Source organism: Bacillus kalamii (assembly GCF_047238185.1).
Lineage (GTDB): Bacteria > Bacillota > Bacilli > Bacillales > DSM-1321 > Bacillus_AD.
Genome location: NZ_JBDFMI010000006.1, coordinates 483997 through 502052 on the forward strand (window position 1 = coordinate 483997; position 18056 = coordinate 502052).

An 18056-nucleotide genomic window follows, 5' to 3' on the forward strand; every position below is an offset into this window, starting at 1 on the left:
GATTATGGGTGGACTTATATCAAATATTGAAAATCAATGGCTTTCAGCCTATATTGCGGACAATCGTCGATGTCATCGATATGGGCATTCATATCATTAACAAAGAAGGATTAACGATTATATACAATAAAAAAATGGCGGAAATAGAAGGAATGGCTTATGAAGATGTCATCGGAAAAGCCATTCCAGACATTTTCGACTTTCAGGAGGAATCGGTCAGCACCTTAATGGAGGCTCTTCAAACGGGCCATGAAACGAAAAATTCCAAGCAGACCTATTTTAATAATCTCGGGCAGGAAATCACGACCATCAATGATACCTACCCTCTTTATGACGAGGAGCAGCAAATCATCGGAGCTATAGAGATCGCCAAAGACATTACTAATCTGGAACGGCTGATTAAAAATAATATTTTGAACAAGGGAGGCACCCGCTATACGTTTGACAGCATCATCGGGGCAAGCGAAAATTTTGCAGAAGTGATCGAAGCAAGCAAGAGGGTTACGCGGACTTCTTCTTCCATCTTGATCGTCGGGGAAACCGGCACCGGCAAGGAATTGTTCGCCCAAAGCATCCACAATGGCAGCAATAGGTCCTCTCAGCCATTCATCAGCCAAAATTGCGCATCCCTTCCAGACAGTCTAATCGAAGGCATTTTATTCGGAACAAAAAAAGGCGCTTTTACTGGCTCCATAGAACGCCCTGGCTTATTTGAACAGGCTGAAGGAGGTACCTTGCTTCTCGATGAAATCAACTCACTGGCACCAGCATTGCAGGCCAAGCTTTTGCGGGCGCTCCAAGAAAAAACGATACGCCGTGTCGGCGATACAAAGGATAAAAAAATAGATGTACGGGTTATCGCAACCATCAATGAAGATCCGATTGAAGCAATCGCCAATGACCATTTGCGAAAAGACCTTTATTACCGGCTCAGTGTCGTCTCCCTCTTCATCCCTCCGCTGCGGGAGAGAAAACAGGACATCCTTTTACTGGCGCAATCATTCATAGAAAAATTCAATGCACTATTCGATATGACAGTCCAAGGCATTTCCGAAGAGGCTTTAACCTTGTTCCTCGAATATGATTGGCCAGGCAATGTACGCGAGCTCGAGCATATAATCGAAGGGACGATGAATCTTTTGGAGCCGCAAGATAAAGAAATCAAATCTATCCATCTGCCGATGCAATTCAAAAACAAAATGCGTATAAAGGATCCTGTTCTGGACACAACCATTCCGGTTAGTACACAGACGGAAGCAGTCACAGCTTTGCCTTTGGATGATTATATGGAGAAAACCGAAAAGAACTATCTGCTCAGCATTTTGAACAGCCACGGGCATAATATATCGCAGGCTGCCAAGGCACTCAACATAAGCCGGCAGAGCCTTCAATACCGCCTTCGGAAATTTAATATTAAATAATCAATGCTGATTATTTAAGTTTGGAGTATTCTGAGCGTATAATAGTTTAGTAGACTTTTGTTTCTCATGAATTGCATTGAAATAGGAGAAAAAGGAGCTGTTATGGAATGATCGTCGTGACAAACCGTATTAAAGTGAAACAAGGAATGGCTGAAAAAATGGCTGGGAGCTTCACTAAGCCAGGCGCATTGCAAAGTATGGACGGATTTGTGAAGGTTGAAGTTCTGATCACCAAGAATTTACCCGATTATGACGAGCTGAATGTGAATATGTATTGGGAGAACATGGAGGGCTTTACTGCCTGGAGACAAAGCGATTCTTTCAAAGAAGCCCACAAACGTCCGGATCCTCAATCGGATGAAGCAAAAAAAGAATCACCAATTCTCGGCAGCGAATTACTTATGTATGACGTAGCTTCCGTGCTCGAAGCAACTGCAAAATAAAATAGACATATGCACAGCCTTAATGGCTGTGCTATTTTTTTGAAGAAGCTATGCTTAAGGCGTGAAATCAATACCAAAAGGACCGGTGGCGGTTTTCTCATCCAGCTCCAAGCGCCACACCCCCTCGGTCTTAAGCCAAATCTTGTTCAAAGGCATAGACTAGCCTTTATCAGTGCTTCGTCTTAAGCTGGTCGTGGGGAAGCAGGCGCTTTTGCTATTATTTACATACATCCACCCAATCAGTCGCTTTCGAATAGGTTTGAAGCTCATCCAATGATAGTTCAATTGCCGAATGGCTGCTGCCGCATGCAGGGAAGACTGTTTCAAAACGCTTCAGCGATTCATCCAAATAGACGTCCAACTTATTTCGCAGTCCAAACGGGCATACTCCCCCTATCGCATGTCCCGTAAAATGGAGTACTTCATCTGGCGAAAGCATTTTAGCTTTATAGCCAAATCTCGTTTTAAATTTTTTATTATCGATTTTCATGTCCCCTGCAGTGACGACAAGGATGGCGGTGTCTTCTTCCTTGAAAGATAATGTTTTGGCGATACGGGCAGGAATAACCCCTACTGCCGCCGCTGCTTCATCAACTGTAGCGCTGGATTCAACAAATTCCTGTATGCGGCCATCTATCCGGAACTCCTGAAAATACTCTTTTACTTGTTCAATGGACATGTCATTCTCCTCCTGGCTTACTAATAATCAAATTATTCAGATATTTAATGACTATTATAGCACTCACTGTTACTTGATTGTTATGAAACTGTTCAAATCAGTTGACACGCGGATATTATTCATTTATTTACATTTATTCAATAAACATACATACACCATGACTATTAAGTCTCTATCCCTACATATATTTGAAAATTTTTTTACCTTGATACCAACATAATGGAACCGCTTTCTTCTAATAATTCTTTTAATTAGGCGATTGACAGATTCTCCATCTCTTAGTACTATTTTTTTAATATTAAAACTTCATACCATTCTTATCGAGAGTGACCGAGGGACAAGGCCCTATGACGTCCGGCAACCCCCTGTAAGGGAAGGTGCCAATTCCTGCAGAATGACTTTCATTCTGAAAGATAAGCCGATGCACATGTGCAAATCGATGCTTCTTTCAGTGGAAAGAAGCATTTTTTAATTCCAAAAACCATTCTTTAGCAACGGGAAATACATATAAGGAGGACACCATATGATTAATATTCAAAATGTTTCAAAAATTTATAAAACAAAGAGTGGCGAAGTGACAGGTGTGGATCAGGTTTCACTATCCATTCATGAAGGAGAAATATATGGGATTGTCGGCTATTCAGGAGCCGGAAAAAGTTCTTTGCTGCGCTGTATTAACCTGCTGGAGCGTCCTACATCAGGGAGCATTTATGTAGATGGCCAAGATTTAACAAAATTAAAAAGCGAAGAGTTAAGGCGGGCCCGCCTTAAAATCGGGATGATCTTTCAGCATTTCTACTTAATCAGCCAAAAAACAATCTATGAAAATATTGCTTTTTCCTTAAAGGCTGCCAAAACACCGGCCTCCGAAATCAAGGCGCGTGTCGAGGAATTACTCGATATAGTAGGCCTTCTCGATAAAAAAGATGTCTATCCATCCCAATTAAGCGGCGGGCAAAAGCAAAGGGTAGGCATCGCGCGCGCCCTGGCAAATAACCCGACTGTCCTGCTTTGCGATGAAGCGACATCGGCACTTGATCCTACCACAACCAAATCCATCCTTGCCTTGTTGAAAAAAATCAATGAGGAATTGAACATAACAATTGTACTGATTACACATGAAATGAATGTTGTAAAAGAAATTTGCCATCGAATGGCCATCATGGAACGGGGAAAGGTGATTGAAGAAGGCCAGGTATATGACCTTTTTGCCAACCCTTCCACTGGGCTGACAAAGGAATTCATCTCTAGTGTCCTATCGTACGAGATTCCATCTGCCATTCTGGACACGTGCAATGGAACCATCGTCAAAATTACATTTAGGGGATCGATCGCCGGCGAAGGCATCCTCTCTGATACACTGCAGACATTTGCTGTACAAGGCAATTTTCTGCATGGATCAATCGAATACATCCAAAAAAAACCTCTTGGCGTCTTCATTATGGAGATAGCAGGGAAAAAGGCGGAAGTGCAGGCAGCGCTGCAATTTATTGCAAATCGTTCGGCACAAGTGGAGGTGATACGCCATGGGCTTTGATTTTGCACATTTGGCCGAACTCATACCGGATATTAATCAAGCATTCTTACAGACACTCTATATGATTGCCATCTCTCTTGCCGTATCCACCATTATCGGATTGCCTACTGGCATTCTTTTATACATGTCAGATAAGGGCCTTTTCATTAACGGACGGTGGTTGAATGGCATCCTTGGCTTCATCGTCAATATGATCCGGTCCATTCCTTTTATTATATTGCTTGTTGCCCTAATTCCTTTGACCAATGCGCTTTTGGGCACTACTATCGGCCCTGCAGCGGCAAGTGTCTCTTTATCGGTAGCAGCGATACCTTTCTTTGCCCGCATTGTTGAAACAGCTTTGCGTGAAATCGATAAAGGGGTTATTGAAGCAGCTATCGCAGCCGGAGCAACTCCATGGATGATCATTAAAGACGTGCTTTTGCTTGAAGCCAAATCCGGCATTATATCAGGGATTACACTGACCCTTATTTCACTGATTGGTTTCTCGGCAATGGCAGGCGTTGTCGGCGGAGGCGGGATAGGCGATTTAGCCATCCGCTTCGGCTATTACCGTTATGACAATACGATCATGATAACAACCGTCATTATCCTGATCATCCTCGTCCAATTAATCCAGCTTCTTGGCGACTGGATCGCCAAAGCGGTTGATAAAAGATAAAACACATATAGAAAGTGGGAGAACTTCATGAAGAAATGGTTTTTGGCAATTATTCTAGTATTATCGGTTACTGCACTTGCAGCTTGTGGAGGAAAAGATTCAGGGAAAGCTGCAGACAAAGACACGAAAGAAATAAAAATAGGTGCAACAGCAGGCCCATACAGCGACATGGTGAAGAAAGCTATCCAACCTGGCTTAGAGAAGAAAGGATACAAGGTCAAAATCGTTGAATTCAGCGATTATATTCAACCCAACAAAGCATTAGCAAATGGGGATATCCAATTGAACTTATTCCAACATAGCATTTACCTAGAAAACTTTGCGAAGGAAAACCATTTGGATCTGACAGCTCTTATTTCTGTCCCTACTGCTCCAATGGGCATCTATTCAAAAAAATACAAATCGCTGGACGGCATAAAGGAAGGCTCGGCCATCACCATTCCAAATGACCCGACCAACGCAGCCCGGGCATTCCATACGCTGGAAGATGAAGGGCTCCTGAAATTGGATCCAAAAACGGACCCACTGACTGTATCCGAAAAAGATGTGAAAGAAAATAAAAAGCATTTAAAATTCCAGCCAATTGAAGCAGGACAGCTCCCACGCTCAGTTGATAGCGCAGATTTAGCAGCCATTCCAGGCAACTTTGCCTTGGCAGCCAAAATGGATTTATTAAGTGCGCTTACGCTTGAAAATATGCTCGACCCATACCGCAACATCATCGCCGTTCAAACAGATAAAAAAGATGCTGCATACGCTAAAGATGTGAAAGAAGTCGTGGAATCGCCTGAATTTGAAAAAGTAATTGATGCCGACTTCAAAGGCTTCGGAAAACCAGATTGGATGAAAAAATAAGTTTTTAAATGGGAAAGAGGGAATCAGAATGGAAACCATATCTGTACACGGGGCACCCAGCGAATATATCCTTCAGAAGGGAAGCCTTCAGTTACTGGAAGAGAAGCTCAAAGAGCGCGGATTTGAAAAAGTGATCATTGTCCACGGCCGCAAATCGTGGCATGCCGCACGGCCGTACTGGCCGGCACTGAGAGATACAAAAAGCATTGATTTTACGTATGGAGGCGAATGCTCTTTCTCCGAGATAGATGCCCTTTCCCAGCTGGCTGCCGAACATCATGTAGATGCCATTATCGGTGTCGGCGGCGGTAAGGTACTGGACTTAGTGAAGGCCGCAAGCCATGTGACACATACACCTTATATCCTGATACCGACGCTCGCTTCCAATTGTTCTCCATGGACGCCTGTAGCCGTTATCTATGACAATGCTGGCGTATTCAGCCGTTTTGATGTATATCCTGAGGCAGCTAGCCTCGTTTTGGTGGAGCCTTTGATCTTGCTGGCTGCACCCTTAGAGCTGTTAGTGGCCGGAATTGGGGATACATTGGCCAAATGGTACGAAGCGGATGTCCAAATGGCTTCGATTGCCGATAAATCCGTTCCCTTGCAAATTTCACACCACGTCGCCGCCTTATGCAAAGAGCAACTATTGACACACTCCGAGGCAGCAATAGAGGCAGTGCGCTCAGGGCAATTGAATGATTCTTTCATTCAAATTACCGAAACGGTCATTATGCTGGCCGGCATGGTTGGCGGATTCGGAGACCATTATGGACGAGTCGCCGCTGCCCACGCCATACATAATGGCTTAACAGCGCTCGATGAAACCCACGTTGCCCTCCATGGCGAAAAAGTGGCCTATGGCATTCTAGTCCAACTGGTCCTTGAAGATAAATGGGCTGAAGTGAAAACATTGCTCCCATTTTACCGCCGGCTTTCCCTGCCGGCTTCCTTAAAAGAAGTAGGAGTGACCGATCTAACCAGCGATAAAATAAATCAAACCGCCCAAAAAGCGACCATCCCTGGCGAATCGATTCATATTTTGCCTGGCGGACCGGTGGGAACAGAACGTGTTGCCCGAGCCATCATAGATTTAGAAGCCTTTATTGGCCGATAAACATGTTATCTTGAAATCTTCCTAGAAAAAAAAAGCAGGTGATCCCTGCTTTTTTTTTCTATTCTGTTTGTTTTCCTCGCTCTTTCAAATGCTTAGGAATTTCCTCTTTTGCTACTTTCCCTTCCATTCCTAGATAATAATGGCGGATAGGCTTTAAATCGTCATCTAACTCGTATACAAGCGGAGTCCCTGTCGGTATATTCAAGCTGGCAATCCCATCTCCCGGAATGTCATCCAAATAGCGCACCAGTGCTCTAAGGGTATTCCCGTGTGCGGATATAATGATTTTTTTATTTTCTTTCAGCTTAGGAGCTATATGGTCATTCCACTCTTCAAGAACCCTTTTCTCCGTGTCTTCCAAATTCTCGGACAGAGGAATTTGCTCTTCATTCAATTCATGGTATTTCTGCTCATGGCCGGCGTAGCGTTCATCGTCCTTTGACAATTCCGGCGGCCTTACATTCACATACCGTCTCCATTTATGTACTTGTTCTTCCCCATATTTATCGGCCGTTTCCTTTTTGTTCAACCCTTGCAGGGCACCATAATGCCGTTCATTCAATTTCCAAGATTTATAGACAGGAAGCCACATCAGGTCCATCTCATCAAGAATAATCCATAATGTCCGGATTGCGCGTTTTAAAACGGATGTATACGCCAAATCGAAAGTGAATCCATTTTCAGCTAATATTTTTGCCGCCCGCTTCGCTTCTTCAAGGCCATTTTCTGAAAGATCTACATCTGTCCAACCTGTAAACTTATTCTCCAGATTCCATACACTTTGCCCATGCCGGATAAGCACCAGTTTCTTCATTCATCAGTTCCTCCTTCTACGAACTTCATCTATATAGCATCTTCCCACATTCTACCTTTCCATAAACATTCGCATCTGCTTTATTATTATTAAAATATAATTATTTCACCTTTACGATGTAAGGATGGGATGTTCAACAAAGGCAAGAAACCGGCATATGTCTCTCATTTCTGGCACTTATCAACATGCTTATAGTAGAATAGAAAACGGAATATAGATTCATCAATTCTAAAAAAGGAGCCAGCTACACTTGAAATCACTCATGCACTTCGCTTATCTTCAGGCGATGTCCTGTATTTTCCCTGTCGTTATTTTCGTTGCCCTGGCCCTTTCAAAAGTGGTCGAAATCCCTTACCTTCATAGGTATGATTTCATCCTCATCATCTGTATTGCCGCTCAAGTTTTTATGGTCGTGGCAAAACTGGAGACGATCGATGAACTGAAAGTCATTTGCTTGTTTCATATTATCGGCCTGGCCCTTGAACTCTTTAAAGTACATATGGGCTCATGGGCGTATCCTGAAGAAGCATATAGCAAGTTTTTCGGAGTCCCCTTGTATAGTGGCTTCATGTATGCTAGTGTGGCAAGCTATATATGCCAAGCCTGGAGACGGTTGAATTTGAAAATTACCGGTTGGCCCAAGGCGTTCTGGACAATTCTTATTTCTGTCCTTATATACTTGAATTTCTTTACCCACCACTACCTTTTTGATGCCAGATGGTGGCTGACAGCTCTATTGTTCATTATCTTCTTCAAAACAGTTGTTTACTTTAAGTTGAACGGGCGTATGTATCGTATGCCGCTTTCCTTATCCTTTCTTTTGATTGGTTTCTTCATTTGGATTGCTGAAAACATAACAACTTTTTTAGGAGCCTGGCAATACCCGGACCAAAGGCAAGCATGGTCCCTTGTCCATATCGGCAAAATCAGCTCATGGTTCCTGCTTGTGGTCATTAGTATCATTATTGTTGCGCAATTAAAAAAAGTGAAAGATACTAGCGTGCAAACGTCACGTACACCCCCTTCATATGATGTATAAAAAAGCAATTGGGCCAATTAGCGCCCAATTGCTTCTTCTGTTATTCATTCACTTTTCACAAAAGTAGATGGCATCACAACAGCGATTACTTCACCTGCCGCACATAGCTCATCGCCTGCATAAACAACGGTTTCAACCTTCCATTTTTTCGGATGGATTTCAGACACCTTCCCTACCGCACGCAAAGCCACCCCTTGAGGAGTCGGCTTCATAAATTTCACCTGTAACGATCCAGTAACAAAGCGGGGCGGCTCAGCGCCATCCCCAGGTTCATGGCCATTTTTCCGATGCATCGCCAATGCTGCAGAACCTGTTCCATGGCAATCGATCAAAGAAGCAATCAATCCTCCATAAACAAATCCCGGCAGTGCTTTATGTTCCGGCAGCGGCTGATAAATCGTGATTGTTTCGTCTCCCACATTCCATCCTGTGCGGAAATGATGGCCATCTTCATTTAAACGGCCGCAGCCATAGCACCAAGCGAAGTCATCCGGATACTCATCCTGGATGGCAACTAACACTTTATCTTCCATCAGAAACCCTCCTTTTTAAGACCATTATAGCACGGACAAAAGGAAATGATTGGAACATCTAATGATGTAGCCTCTTTTCATAAATGAAAGCAATATATTAAAAAATCATTTCCTGCATTCATTCTTTATTTCGCTCTTTCAGTCATTCATTAAGAGAATATATAATTTTTCGCCTCATTGACTGCATTCGAGGCTTCCTACATATACTGGTGCCGGCCGATGCAATCGGAAGAAGCCTGGCCCCGCCGGACGGCATTGCTGCAGGGATTATGGTCGCACTCATTGGGTTCGCCATATTGTATGTTTCTTTTGTCGGAAAAATAATTCTGTTTTTCCACGTATGGAGAAGCCTCCTCACATTCCAGTGCGTTCAATGAAACACTGTAATCAGCCTGTTTAGAGAAAATAGCTAAAAGAAAGAAACACCTTCAGGGCGGTTCAGGCCCAGGGTGTTTCTCAATTTCTCCCGTATTATTTGGCTGCCGCTTTCAGATCTGCCGCTTCCGTATCATCTTTTCGAGTGGTGATCTCTTCATATTCCTTTGAGGTTAGTAGACTTCGGTCATTTCGCATTAAGTACGTATAGCATGCTCCGGCAATCACGAGCCCAAACATCAGGGCATTTTCCCAGAGAAACGAGAGAGAAGGGACAATAAGTCCGATAGCCGGTATTAGAATGCCTATCGCGAATGAAAGGATGCTAGCCATGTTAAAGCCTGATCGATAGCTGTATCTGCCATCCGGCCTGTATAATTCAGCCAAATGCAGCCTCCGTTTCCTTACAACCCAATAGTCGGCCATAGCGATCCCATCGATTGGCCCCAAAAAAGCGCCAAGCGTTCCGAGGAAACCGTATAGCAATGTGCTGAAGTTGGACAGTAGATACCACGGCTGCATCAAGATAGCCAAGACACCTGTTATCAGTACGCCCAGGCCAAAGGTTATGTGCTTGGGAGACATATTCTCAATCGCACGGGCCGGGGCTACCAAATTGGCGCCTACATTCACTGCCAGACAAGCAAGTACAACAATGATCGCGCCGATAAACACGATGGGCGTCGGAAATTTGGCCAGCAATTCAACTGGCTGCCAGATAGCCTTGCCGAATACTATGACAGTAGCGGAAGTAACAAAAATACCTATAAACGAAAAAATAGTCATCGTAAGCGGAAGGGCAAGGCTTTGGCCGATTTGTGAGGATTTATGTGATTTGGCGTAGCGGGCAAAATCGGGAATATTCAAGGAAACAGTTGCCCAAAAGGCGATGACACTCGTAACGGAAGGGAAAAACACAGCGAGAAAAGAACCAGTTGTATGGAATTTGCCCGGTTCGGTCAATAATGGCCCTAGGCCATGGGCGCTTTTAATGGCCCAGATAAGAAGAAAAATAGAAGCAATGCCAACTACCGGACTGGCGATAATCATCAGCCATTTTATGGCTCCCGGCCCTTTGAAACCGACGATGACATTCAGCAGAAGAAAGAAGGCGAATGTGATGGCTGTATGGAAAGGAACTTGATCCCAAAAGGAAAAAGCGACGCCCATCAGTGTATCAATAGCTGTCGTACCGAACCAAACGTTGATGCCGAACCATGCAGCCGATATGAGCGCCCTTGTGACAGTCGGGATATGCGCCCCTTTCGAACCGAACCACAGCCTGGCAAAAACGGGATAAGGAATGCCGTATTTCGTGCCTGCATGGGAATTGAGGAGTACAGGAACCAGGATGATGCAATTCCCTATAAAAATCGTTAAGAGGGCCTGCCACCAGTTCATCCCGACAGAAATCATGGCACTTGCCATTGTATAAGACGGTAAACAAAGGCACATACCGATCCAGAGAGAAGCAAAACTCCATCCAGTCCAGGAATGTTCACTCCTAGAGGTCGGCCGCAAATCCTCATTCCAGAGCGGGCTGGACTCTAAGGATTTGCTCACCCCGTCCTTTAATGTAACGATTGAATTTTCTTCAATCTGTACTTTCATACACGCTCCTCCCTTTTATTGGAGGCCGACAGCAGCGACATGACAGTTCCCAACAGGATATTGGCTCCTTTGGCGCAATCCTCAAAGCTGGTATATTCCTCCTCGCAATGGCTTTTGCCATTTAAGCTTGGAACAAAAATCATAGCAGATGGAATATAGCTGGCTATAAACTGTGCATCATGCCCGGCGCCGCTGTACATTCGATGGGCAGAGTATCCGTATTCCCGGCTTACCGCTTCCATCCGTGAACAAATGGAAGGCTCAAAAACAACCGTATCTCTTCCCCATAATTTTTCGGAAGAAATGCGGCAGCCTTCTTTTTCTTTCGGCAAGGCTTCGATCCGATCGACCACTTGTTTGATTTTCTCGGGATCCTTATGCCTTGCTTCCAATGTGAACACAACTTTATTGGGAATGACTGTATGGATATTAGGGGAAACATTCATGCGCCCCATTGTAAAGACTAATTCATCATCAATTGTGGACAGATCTCTGCGGAGCTCGGTAATGGCTTCTGCTGCGACGAATAATGGATCTTTTCTCATATTCATAGGCGTAGTGCCCGCATGGTCGGATTCTCCTGTTACCGTAATTTCATAGCAGGCCATCCCTAAAACACCTTCAACAATGCCTATTTCAGTATCGAGGCTCTCCAGTACAGGTCCCTGTTCGATATGCAGTTCCAAATATGCCGTCCCTTCTTTCAGCCGATGATCCTCGCTGCCTTCATAGCCGCTCTCCTTAAGGGCTTGCTTGAAGGTGAGGCCATCCTTATCAGTTGATTCCAGCATCTTCTTTTTATCAAATTTACCGGAAAGAACGCCTGAGCTCATCATAGCTGGATCGAATCTTGCGCCTTCTTCATTTGTAAAATTAACGACCATCAATGGAATTTCCGGCTTGACGTTAAAATCACGCAATGTTCTAATAACTTCAAGCGCAGATAGCACTCCCAACACACCATCAAACTTGCCCCCTTTTTCGACTGAATCCAAATGGGAACCAAAAACAATCGGAGGCTGGTCGCTTTTTCCCGGCAGGACACTGTAGATATTGCCCATATCATCCACCGCCACATCCATTCCGAGATCCCGGCAACATTGGCTAAAATAATTCCTGGCTTTTATATCTTCCGCTGAGAGGGACAGCCGTGTAACCCCTCCATTTTCCGTAGCACCAAATAAACTGAATTCCTTTAATGATCTTTGTAATCTTTCCTCATCGCACTTGATCATTCATGAAAACCTCCCTATTTAAGTGTATGGAAACCAAAATTCTTAAAATCATTCTACTTGATGAACAATTGCCTGTACACTAGGCAATCTGCTCAAAATCTTTGTGCATTTGAACAAAGAATGGAGCCTTCCAAACAAATAACAGATGAAAAAATCTAGAAAAGCACGTTATAATTAGAAAAAATCACCAAAACATATGAATGATTTTCTAAAAAGGGGGTTTTTCCTGATGGTCGCCTTAAAGCAATTGATTCAATTGCCGGAATGCAAGGAGCTGACATTAGTAGCAGGAGAGAAAGGCTTGGAGCGCCCGATCAATGGCATTAACGTTACGGAAAGTGTGGAACTGTCCCATTTTTACAGACCGAATGAACTGATGGTCACTACCGGCATCCTTTTCGAAAGGGATGAAAGGAAACTGCTACATATGATTCAAGAAGCCTGCCGCAAGGACACTGTAGGCATCGTATTGAATATCGGCCCTTACATTTCCGAAATCCCGGAAACCGCACTCCGATTCGCGGATGAACATCATTACCCCGTTTTCCAGCTGCCGTGGACCTATCGGATCGCCGATTTCATTAAAACAACACTCTCTTTTCTATCTTCCTATCCATCTCTCTCAACGCCGGCAGAGGATTTAGTATCTTCCATTCTATTTAACGACCCGCCAGCAAACGAATGCACGATACCCGAACTCTTAAAAGCTGGATTTATCCCAGGCAGTCAGATGGCCATTATGGTCTGGACTTGCGACAAACCGGACATCCCTATTCAAGCTTATAAGGGCTATATAGATAATGAACTGGCGAGGAGATACCCTTTGTTCCTCTCCACTAAGTCGAAAAATCAATTGATTTATCTTATGAAGGCAGACGATACTATCCATTTGGACAATACTATTTCTTCTTCCATCCTTTCGGTGCAAGAGGACACTCGCTTCATCCATCCTTCTGCTTCTTTGAGAGCAGGAATAGGAAGTGAATATACCGTCTTTCAAAAAATGCGCAAAAGCTATGAGGAAGCAATGCATGTCATACGGCTGCAACAGCATGAACATTGCCAGTCCATTTATACATACAGCGGCTCCGGCGCCTATAAGCTTCTTCTTTCGATTGATAACAAATCTCTCCTCATTGATTTCCATGAAGAACTGCTCGGCCCCCTCAAACGGTATGATTCGCTTCATGATACAAAGCTCGTTGCTTTTCTGCGCATCTATCTGCAGGAAAATGGAAGTACAAGCAATATCGGCAAACGGACATTCATTCACAGAAATACGGTTTTATATAAGCTTAAAAAAATCGAATCTCTCCTAGGTTTCCATCTCGCAGAGCCGTCTGCCCAAATGAATCTGTCACTCGCTTTCATGATCGAAGACCTTATGTCCTGACATTAATCGAGGCTGTGCGGGTAGCACAGCCTCATTAAACCATATAGATTACCCTTTAAAACGTTTCCAATCATCCGCGTATTCAATGAACAATTCATTGATTGCTTTTCCGATTTCGATATACTGATCATTTTTCAGATTGGCGAGTGACACACGGATCGACCATGATGGCCCTTCAAAACCGCTCCCATTCAAGAGGACAATACTATACCGCTCAGCCAATTGAAATAAAAATTCAATCGCACTGCGTTCTTTCTCCAAATACTCGACAAATTCCGGTCCGTATTCCATCCTTGCCCATACAAGAAGGTCATACTCATTGTAGTAGGCCGTGCTGTGCGGGTTCTTTGTCATGGTCAGCCCTTTGAGGTGGTCGTACAATAACTTTTTCCTTTCCCGGCAAATCCGCTTCGTCTGCTCTTTATACGTATTGTCTTCATCCAGCAGTGAGAACACCGAAAAAATAGCCATCTGGACTTGCTGCGGTGTTGAGAGCCCTGCTGTATGATTCAAAGCGACTTGCCTGCTGTCTGCTACGATACGGTTGATGAATGTAATGCTCTCAGGATCGGTCGTCAATGAAGAATAGCGCCTGTTGATTTTTTCTTTCGCTTCGGCAGGCAGCTCGGCAATACGCTTATTGAAAACATTGTCTTCAGCCAGCGCAATAACGCCAAGCCTCCATCCTGTGACGCCAAAGTATTTCGAATACGAATAAACACCTAATGTATTGTAAGGCATAGTGACCATCAGCGATTGGAAGCTGTCGGCAAATGTACCGTACACATCGTCCGTTACAATCATTAAATCCGGATTTTTTTCTTGGACGACTTTTTTCAAATAAGCCATGGATGCTTCATCCATTGCCACTGACGGCGGGTTGCTCGGATTGACGATACAGACAATTTTCACAGCCGGATCTGCCAGCTTATCCAATTCCTCCTCAGGATACTGCCACGTATGCCGCCCATCCTCATTCATTGCCGAAGCATGGACCTCTATCACCTCAAAATTATACCTGGGCAGCTCCGGTATATCGACATAAGGGGTGAAAATTGGAACCATAAGTGCCAGCTTATCTCCATCTTTCATTAAACGATTTGCCATTAATGAATCAAATATATAGCACATTGCCGCTGTTCCGCCCTCAACTGCAAACAGGTTATGCGTATCGGTCTTTGGGTCGCCGCCCATTTCCTTCATTAAATACTCTTTTACGACTTTCTCTATATGAACAAGCATCCGGTCCGGCACGGGATAGTTATCTCCGATGATGCCATCGACCAGTTCAAATAACCAGCCGTCGGGATCGAATGAATGCTGTTCTATGCCATACTCGATAATGTCTGCCAGCAATTCGATGCCGGCTGCTTCTGGGTGTTCCTTGTGATAACGTCTGAAGCGGCCATAAATGCCCGGCTTTTCAGGCATGCCTGCCAAATCTCCATCACTCCATATCCGCTTTGTTTCCTCAACAGCGAATAAGCCAAGTGTAAAAAATGCCTGCCTCGGTGTAGCGGCGGTCCAGTTAGGGTTCCCTCTCCCCGCATTCAACAGGAGGCGGACACCCTTTTTTTCCTGCTGCCGGGCAAGGCTGATCAATTCATCCTTCAATTCAAACGGGCTCAATGTTTCGGCCTTTTTCATCCATTCTTGTCTTGTGCTTCCGTTATCTTTCGTCATCTTAGCTGTCCTTTCACATCTGTTCTATTTCGAAAAAAATAAAATAATGATGGATCCCCACACTGTCAGCAATATATTGCCTACAGCATATGTCACGGTATATCCGAGAACTGGGGCGTTACTCTTTGCTTTTTCCGTAATGGCACCAATGGCGGCAGTCGTTGTCAATGCCCCGGCGCATGCCCCCAGAATAATGGGTGCCTTCCATTTAAAGACATACTTGCCAAGCAATATGCCGGCGATTGTCGGAATGGTCGTCACGACAATTCCTGCAAGCAGAAAGCTGATGCCCGAGGTTTTGATGCCGGATATAAATCCTGGACCAGCGTTGATGCCTACAACCGCAACAAAAGCAGCCAACCCCACATTTGTCAGGAACCAAATGGTCCCTTTTGGTATCAGCCCGATCGTAGGGCGCCGGGAATGGATTAATCCGAATATGAGCCCCATGATCAATGCCCCTCCGCTTGTCGAAAGAGTTATGCCGATCCCGCCAACCTTAAGGGCCGGAATGCCGATCAAGCCTCCAAGTAAAATACCGAGACCAACAAAAACCATATCTGTTTCAGAAGAATCTCTTGCCGGCTTTCCGATTTTATAGGCCAATCGTTCTACATCCTCCTTAGGGCCAGTAAGTGTCAAAACATCCTTCTTATGAACGACCGTATCATGGTCATAAGGGATTTCCTCGCCTGTACTATGAAGCTTGGAAATATAGACACCTCTTGTTAGTGTCTTATTCCGGATGACAGAGATGGCTTGGTCGATTACAGCCTCGTTTTTCACATAGACCTTCAAGTGCTCCAATGGGAAATTAAGCAGCAAATAATCGGACACCTCTGTCCCCAATTCTGCGAACTTCACCTTGCTGACATCACTTGTTTTGAAAGAGAATACAACGCGGTCATCATCCTGGACGACCGTATCGGCATCTGGAACGATAATCTCTTCATTCCGCTTCATACGGACAATGAAAGCGCGGATGTTATCGCTTGATACTTCCTTCTCAATTTGGGAAACTGTTTGGCCGATAAATGCATCATTCAAGATAAAAGCTCTGTAATCCAAATCGGTTGCCCCGGAAAAAACACCGTTCCCTTCTTCAACCTCATCGTTTTTCTTCTCTAGCTTCTTGCTTTCTTCGGCTAAATCAACACCCAATAGCTTAGGTCCGATTGTCGATAACATGAACGCTGTGCCGATAGTGCCGAAAATATACGTCACGGCATACCCCACTGGGACAAAATCGGACATTGTTTTTTTATCGGCAGCGGAAAGGGACAGCTTTGCAATTGCATCCTGCGCAACCCCGATTGTAGCCGATTGCGTCAGCGCCCCTGCGGCAAGCCCTCCTGCCTGGCCGGCATTATAGCCTAATATTTTCGCAACGATAACGGTTGCCGCCAAGCCAATCACACAGACAATGACAGCGAATATGACTTGCGGGATGCCGTCTTTTTTCAAACCTTTGAAAAATTGCGGCCCGGCGTTATATCCTAATGCGAATAGAAACAGCAGAAAGAAAACAGCCTTTACAGTCGGATTGATTGTTATATTCAATTGGCCGACAACCACACCTGTAATTAAAACACCTGTAACTGATCCGACTTTGAAATTCCCGATTTTTATGTTGCCCACCGCATATCCGACAGCGAGCGTCAGGAACAAAGCCAGTTCAGGATACGTCTTAAGAGCATGTACGAACCATGTCATATTTTCACCTCTTCTTGGAATGGACTGATTAGTGACTCTTATTTTTTCCAATAGACCGCATCTTATCCATTCCGCCTAACACTTTCCTTTACTCCATGCGAAAAAACGCTCTCGGCTAATGCCAAGAGCGTCATCCAAGAACCTTTTATCCAGGAGCCATTTTGGGCTCATTTTTTATTTCGCCGGTATAAATCAATCGACTTATATCCTTCAGCAAGAATTCTTTCCATCTCGGCCAACCGTTTTTGCTGTGTCGCCTCTCTTTTCGCACTGTACACATATCTGGCCCAATTCTTTTGATAGCCAGGCGTCAACTGCAAAAAACAAGTCAGTAGATCTTCATTGCCGCATAAGTATGTTTTAATATCCTCCACAAAAGAAATATAATCATCTACGCATTGGCTTTTACGGGGACTCGCCTCTTTTTTTGTTTTCTTTACTGCCCATTTAAGGCCGATGACTGTAAATACCTCATTGAAGCTGACCATCCTCGAGAATTTCAGCGGGCTGCCTTTAATATACCCGTCCTCATCAGTCGGCAGCAGGTCAAAGAAGCGGTCGCGGTCAATATATGCTTCATATATCTTATTATTCTTTTTTGGATACACAATGAACACATAACCCTGTTCATTCAATAACCGTTGGCCGATTACCGTCTGAACAGCTTCTATATATGCCTCTTCACTGAATATAAACATAAACAGGCAATCATATTTATCTCTTTTTAGAGTGTCATCATACTCAATGCCATCAAATTCCGTCATTCCTTCAGGAAGATGAAGGACCGCTTTTTCTTTATATTTTGGGATGTTCAATTTTTCTATAATCGTTTTCATGTAGACTCCCAACAATGCCTCCTTATGAAAAATGCCGCTCTATATTATACTTATCGTTAAAGACTATTGCTATTCTAATATACAAAACAATGAAATGGATTCATGAAGGAG

General features: G+C 44.2%; 17 protein-coding genes and 1 riboswitch. Of the genes, 8 read left to right on the forward strand and 9 right to left on the reverse strand.

Annotated features, from left to right (window positions below):
- Positions 1 to 8 precede the first annotated feature (8 nt).
- On the forward strand, positions 9 to 1421 hold the full coding sequence (locus ABC357_RS20130; protein ID WP_412889360.1) for a sigma-54 interaction domain-containing protein: 1413 nt from the start codon (positions 9 to 11) through the stop codon (positions 1419 to 1421).
- Between the two features lie 107 nt (positions 1422 to 1528).
- Positions 1529 to 1864 carry a heme oxygenase gene (locus ABC357_RS20135; RefSeq protein ID WP_412889361.1) on the forward strand — a complete coding sequence of 112 codons (336 nt, stop codon included), beginning with the start codon at positions 1529 to 1531 and terminating at the stop codon, positions 1862 to 1864.
- Between the two features lie 217 nt (positions 1865 to 2081).
- On the opposite strand, the gene ABC357_RS20140 is transcribed toward ABC357_RS20135, so the two are convergent.
- Positions 2082 to 2543: a YbaK/EbsC family protein gene (locus ABC357_RS20140; RefSeq protein WP_412889362.1), complete on the reverse strand. Its 462-nt coding sequence runs from the start codon at positions 2541 to 2543 to the stop codon at positions 2082 to 2084.
- A 314-nt stretch (positions 2544 to 2857) separates the two neighbouring features.
- Positions 2858 to 2963: riboswitch (SAM riboswitch) on the forward strand.
- Positions 2964 to 3066: 103 nt separating this feature from the next.
- Here ABC357_RS20140 and ABC357_RS20145 point away from each other — a divergent pair.
- Genes ABC357_RS20145 through ABC357_RS20160 form a run of 4 tightly spaced genes read left to right on the forward strand, consistent with a single transcriptional unit; the run spans position 3067 to position 6713 of the window.
- Positions 3067 to 4080, forward strand: coding sequence for a methionine ABC transporter ATP-binding protein (locus tag ABC357_RS20145; protein ID WP_412889363.1), 1014 nt, complete (start codon positions 3067 to 3069; stop codon positions 4078 to 4080).
- Positions 4070 to 4741: a methionine ABC transporter permease gene (locus tag ABC357_RS20150; protein ID WP_412889364.1), complete on the forward strand. Its 672-nt coding sequence runs from the start codon at positions 4070 to 4072 to the stop codon at positions 4739 to 4741. Before ABC357_RS20145 ends, ABC357_RS20150 begins: the two co-directional genes overlap by 11 nt.
- Before the next feature lie 27 nt (positions 4742 to 4768).
- Positions 4769 to 5596 carry a MetQ/NlpA family ABC transporter substrate-binding protein gene (locus tag ABC357_RS20155; RefSeq protein ID WP_412889365.1) on the forward strand — a complete coding sequence of 276 codons (828 nt, stop codon included), beginning with the start codon at positions 4769 to 4771 and terminating at the stop codon, positions 5594 to 5596.
- 28 nt (positions 5597 to 5624) lie between these two features.
- Positions 5625 to 6713 carry an iron-containing alcohol dehydrogenase family protein gene (locus ABC357_RS20160; RefSeq protein WP_412889366.1) on the forward strand — a complete coding sequence of 363 codons (1089 nt, stop codon included), beginning with the start codon at positions 5625 to 5627 and terminating at the stop codon, positions 6711 to 6713.
- Positions 6714 to 6771: 58 nt separating this feature from the next.
- On the opposite strand, the gene gpmA is transcribed toward ABC357_RS20160, so the two are convergent.
- A complete protein-coding gene (gene gpmA / locus ABC357_RS20165; protein WP_412889367.1) occupies positions 6772 to 7527 on the reverse strand; it encodes a 2,3-diphosphoglycerate-dependent phosphoglycerate mutase in 756 nt (251 codons plus the stop codon).
- Positions 7528 to 7789: 262 nt separating this feature from the next.
- On the opposite strand from gpmA, the gene ABC357_RS20170 reads away from it, so the two are divergent.
- Positions 7790 to 8566 (forward strand): DUF817 domain-containing protein, encoded by a 777-nt coding sequence (locus ABC357_RS20170; protein ID WP_412890085.1) that lies wholly within the window; start codon positions 7790 to 7792, stop codon positions 8564 to 8566.
- A gap of 44 nt (positions 8567 to 8610) precedes the next feature.
- Here ABC357_RS20170 and ABC357_RS20175 read toward each other — a convergent pair whose 3' ends face one another.
- The 4 genes from ABC357_RS20175 to ABC357_RS20190 all read right to left on the reverse strand — a co-directional run bounded on the left by ABC357_RS20175 (position 8611) and on the right by ABC357_RS20190 (position 12320).
- On the reverse strand, positions 8611 to 9099 hold the full coding sequence (locus tag ABC357_RS20175; RefSeq protein ID WP_412889368.1) for a PaaI family thioesterase: 489 nt from the start codon (positions 9097 to 9099) through the stop codon (positions 8611 to 8613).
- A 197-nt stretch (positions 9100 to 9296) separates the two neighbouring features.
- Positions 9297 to 9437 (reverse strand): hypothetical protein, encoded by a 141-nt coding sequence (locus tag ABC357_RS20180; RefSeq protein ID WP_412889369.1) that lies wholly within the window; start codon positions 9435 to 9437, stop codon positions 9297 to 9299.
- A 133-nt stretch (positions 9438 to 9570) separates the two neighbouring features.
- Complete coding sequence (locus ABC357_RS20185; RefSeq protein ID WP_412889370.1) at positions 9571 to 11085, reverse strand: NCS1 family nucleobase:cation symporter-1; 1515 nt, start codon at positions 11083 to 11085, stop codon at positions 9571 to 9573.
- Complete coding sequence (locus ABC357_RS20190) at positions 11082 to 12320, reverse strand: Zn-dependent hydrolase (protein WP_412889371.1); 1239 nt, start codon at positions 12318 to 12320, stop codon at positions 11082 to 11084. Before ABC357_RS20190 ends, ABC357_RS20185 begins: the two co-directional genes overlap by 4 nt.
- 229 nt (positions 12321 to 12549) lie before the next feature.
- On the opposite strand from ABC357_RS20190, the gene ABC357_RS20195 reads away from it, so the two are divergent.
- A complete protein-coding gene (locus ABC357_RS20195) occupies positions 12550 to 13713 on the forward strand; it encodes a PucR family transcriptional regulator (protein WP_412889372.1) in 1164 nt (387 codons plus the stop codon).
- A 48-nt stretch (positions 13714 to 13761) separates the two neighbouring features.
- On the opposite strand, the gene aspD is transcribed toward ABC357_RS20195, so the two are convergent.
- The 3 genes from aspD to ABC357_RS20210 all read right to left on the reverse strand — a co-directional run bounded on the left by aspD (position 13762) and on the right by ABC357_RS20210 (position 17957).
- Complete coding sequence (aspD, locus tag ABC357_RS20200) at positions 13762 to 15396, reverse strand: aspartate 4-decarboxylase (RefSeq protein ID WP_412889373.1); 1635 nt, start codon at positions 15394 to 15396, stop codon at positions 13762 to 13764.
- 24 nt (positions 15397 to 15420) lie between these two features.
- On the reverse strand, positions 15421 to 17109 hold the full coding sequence (gene aspT, locus ABC357_RS20205; RefSeq protein WP_412889374.1) for an aspartate-alanine antiporter: 1689 nt from the start codon (positions 17107 to 17109) through the stop codon (positions 15421 to 15423).
- A 167-nt stretch (positions 17110 to 17276) separates the two neighbouring features.
- Complete coding sequence (locus tag ABC357_RS20210) at positions 17277 to 17957, reverse strand: YdeI/OmpD-associated family protein (protein WP_412889375.1); 681 nt, start codon at positions 17955 to 17957, stop codon at positions 17277 to 17279.
- Positions 17958 to 18056 lie beyond the last annotated feature (99 nt).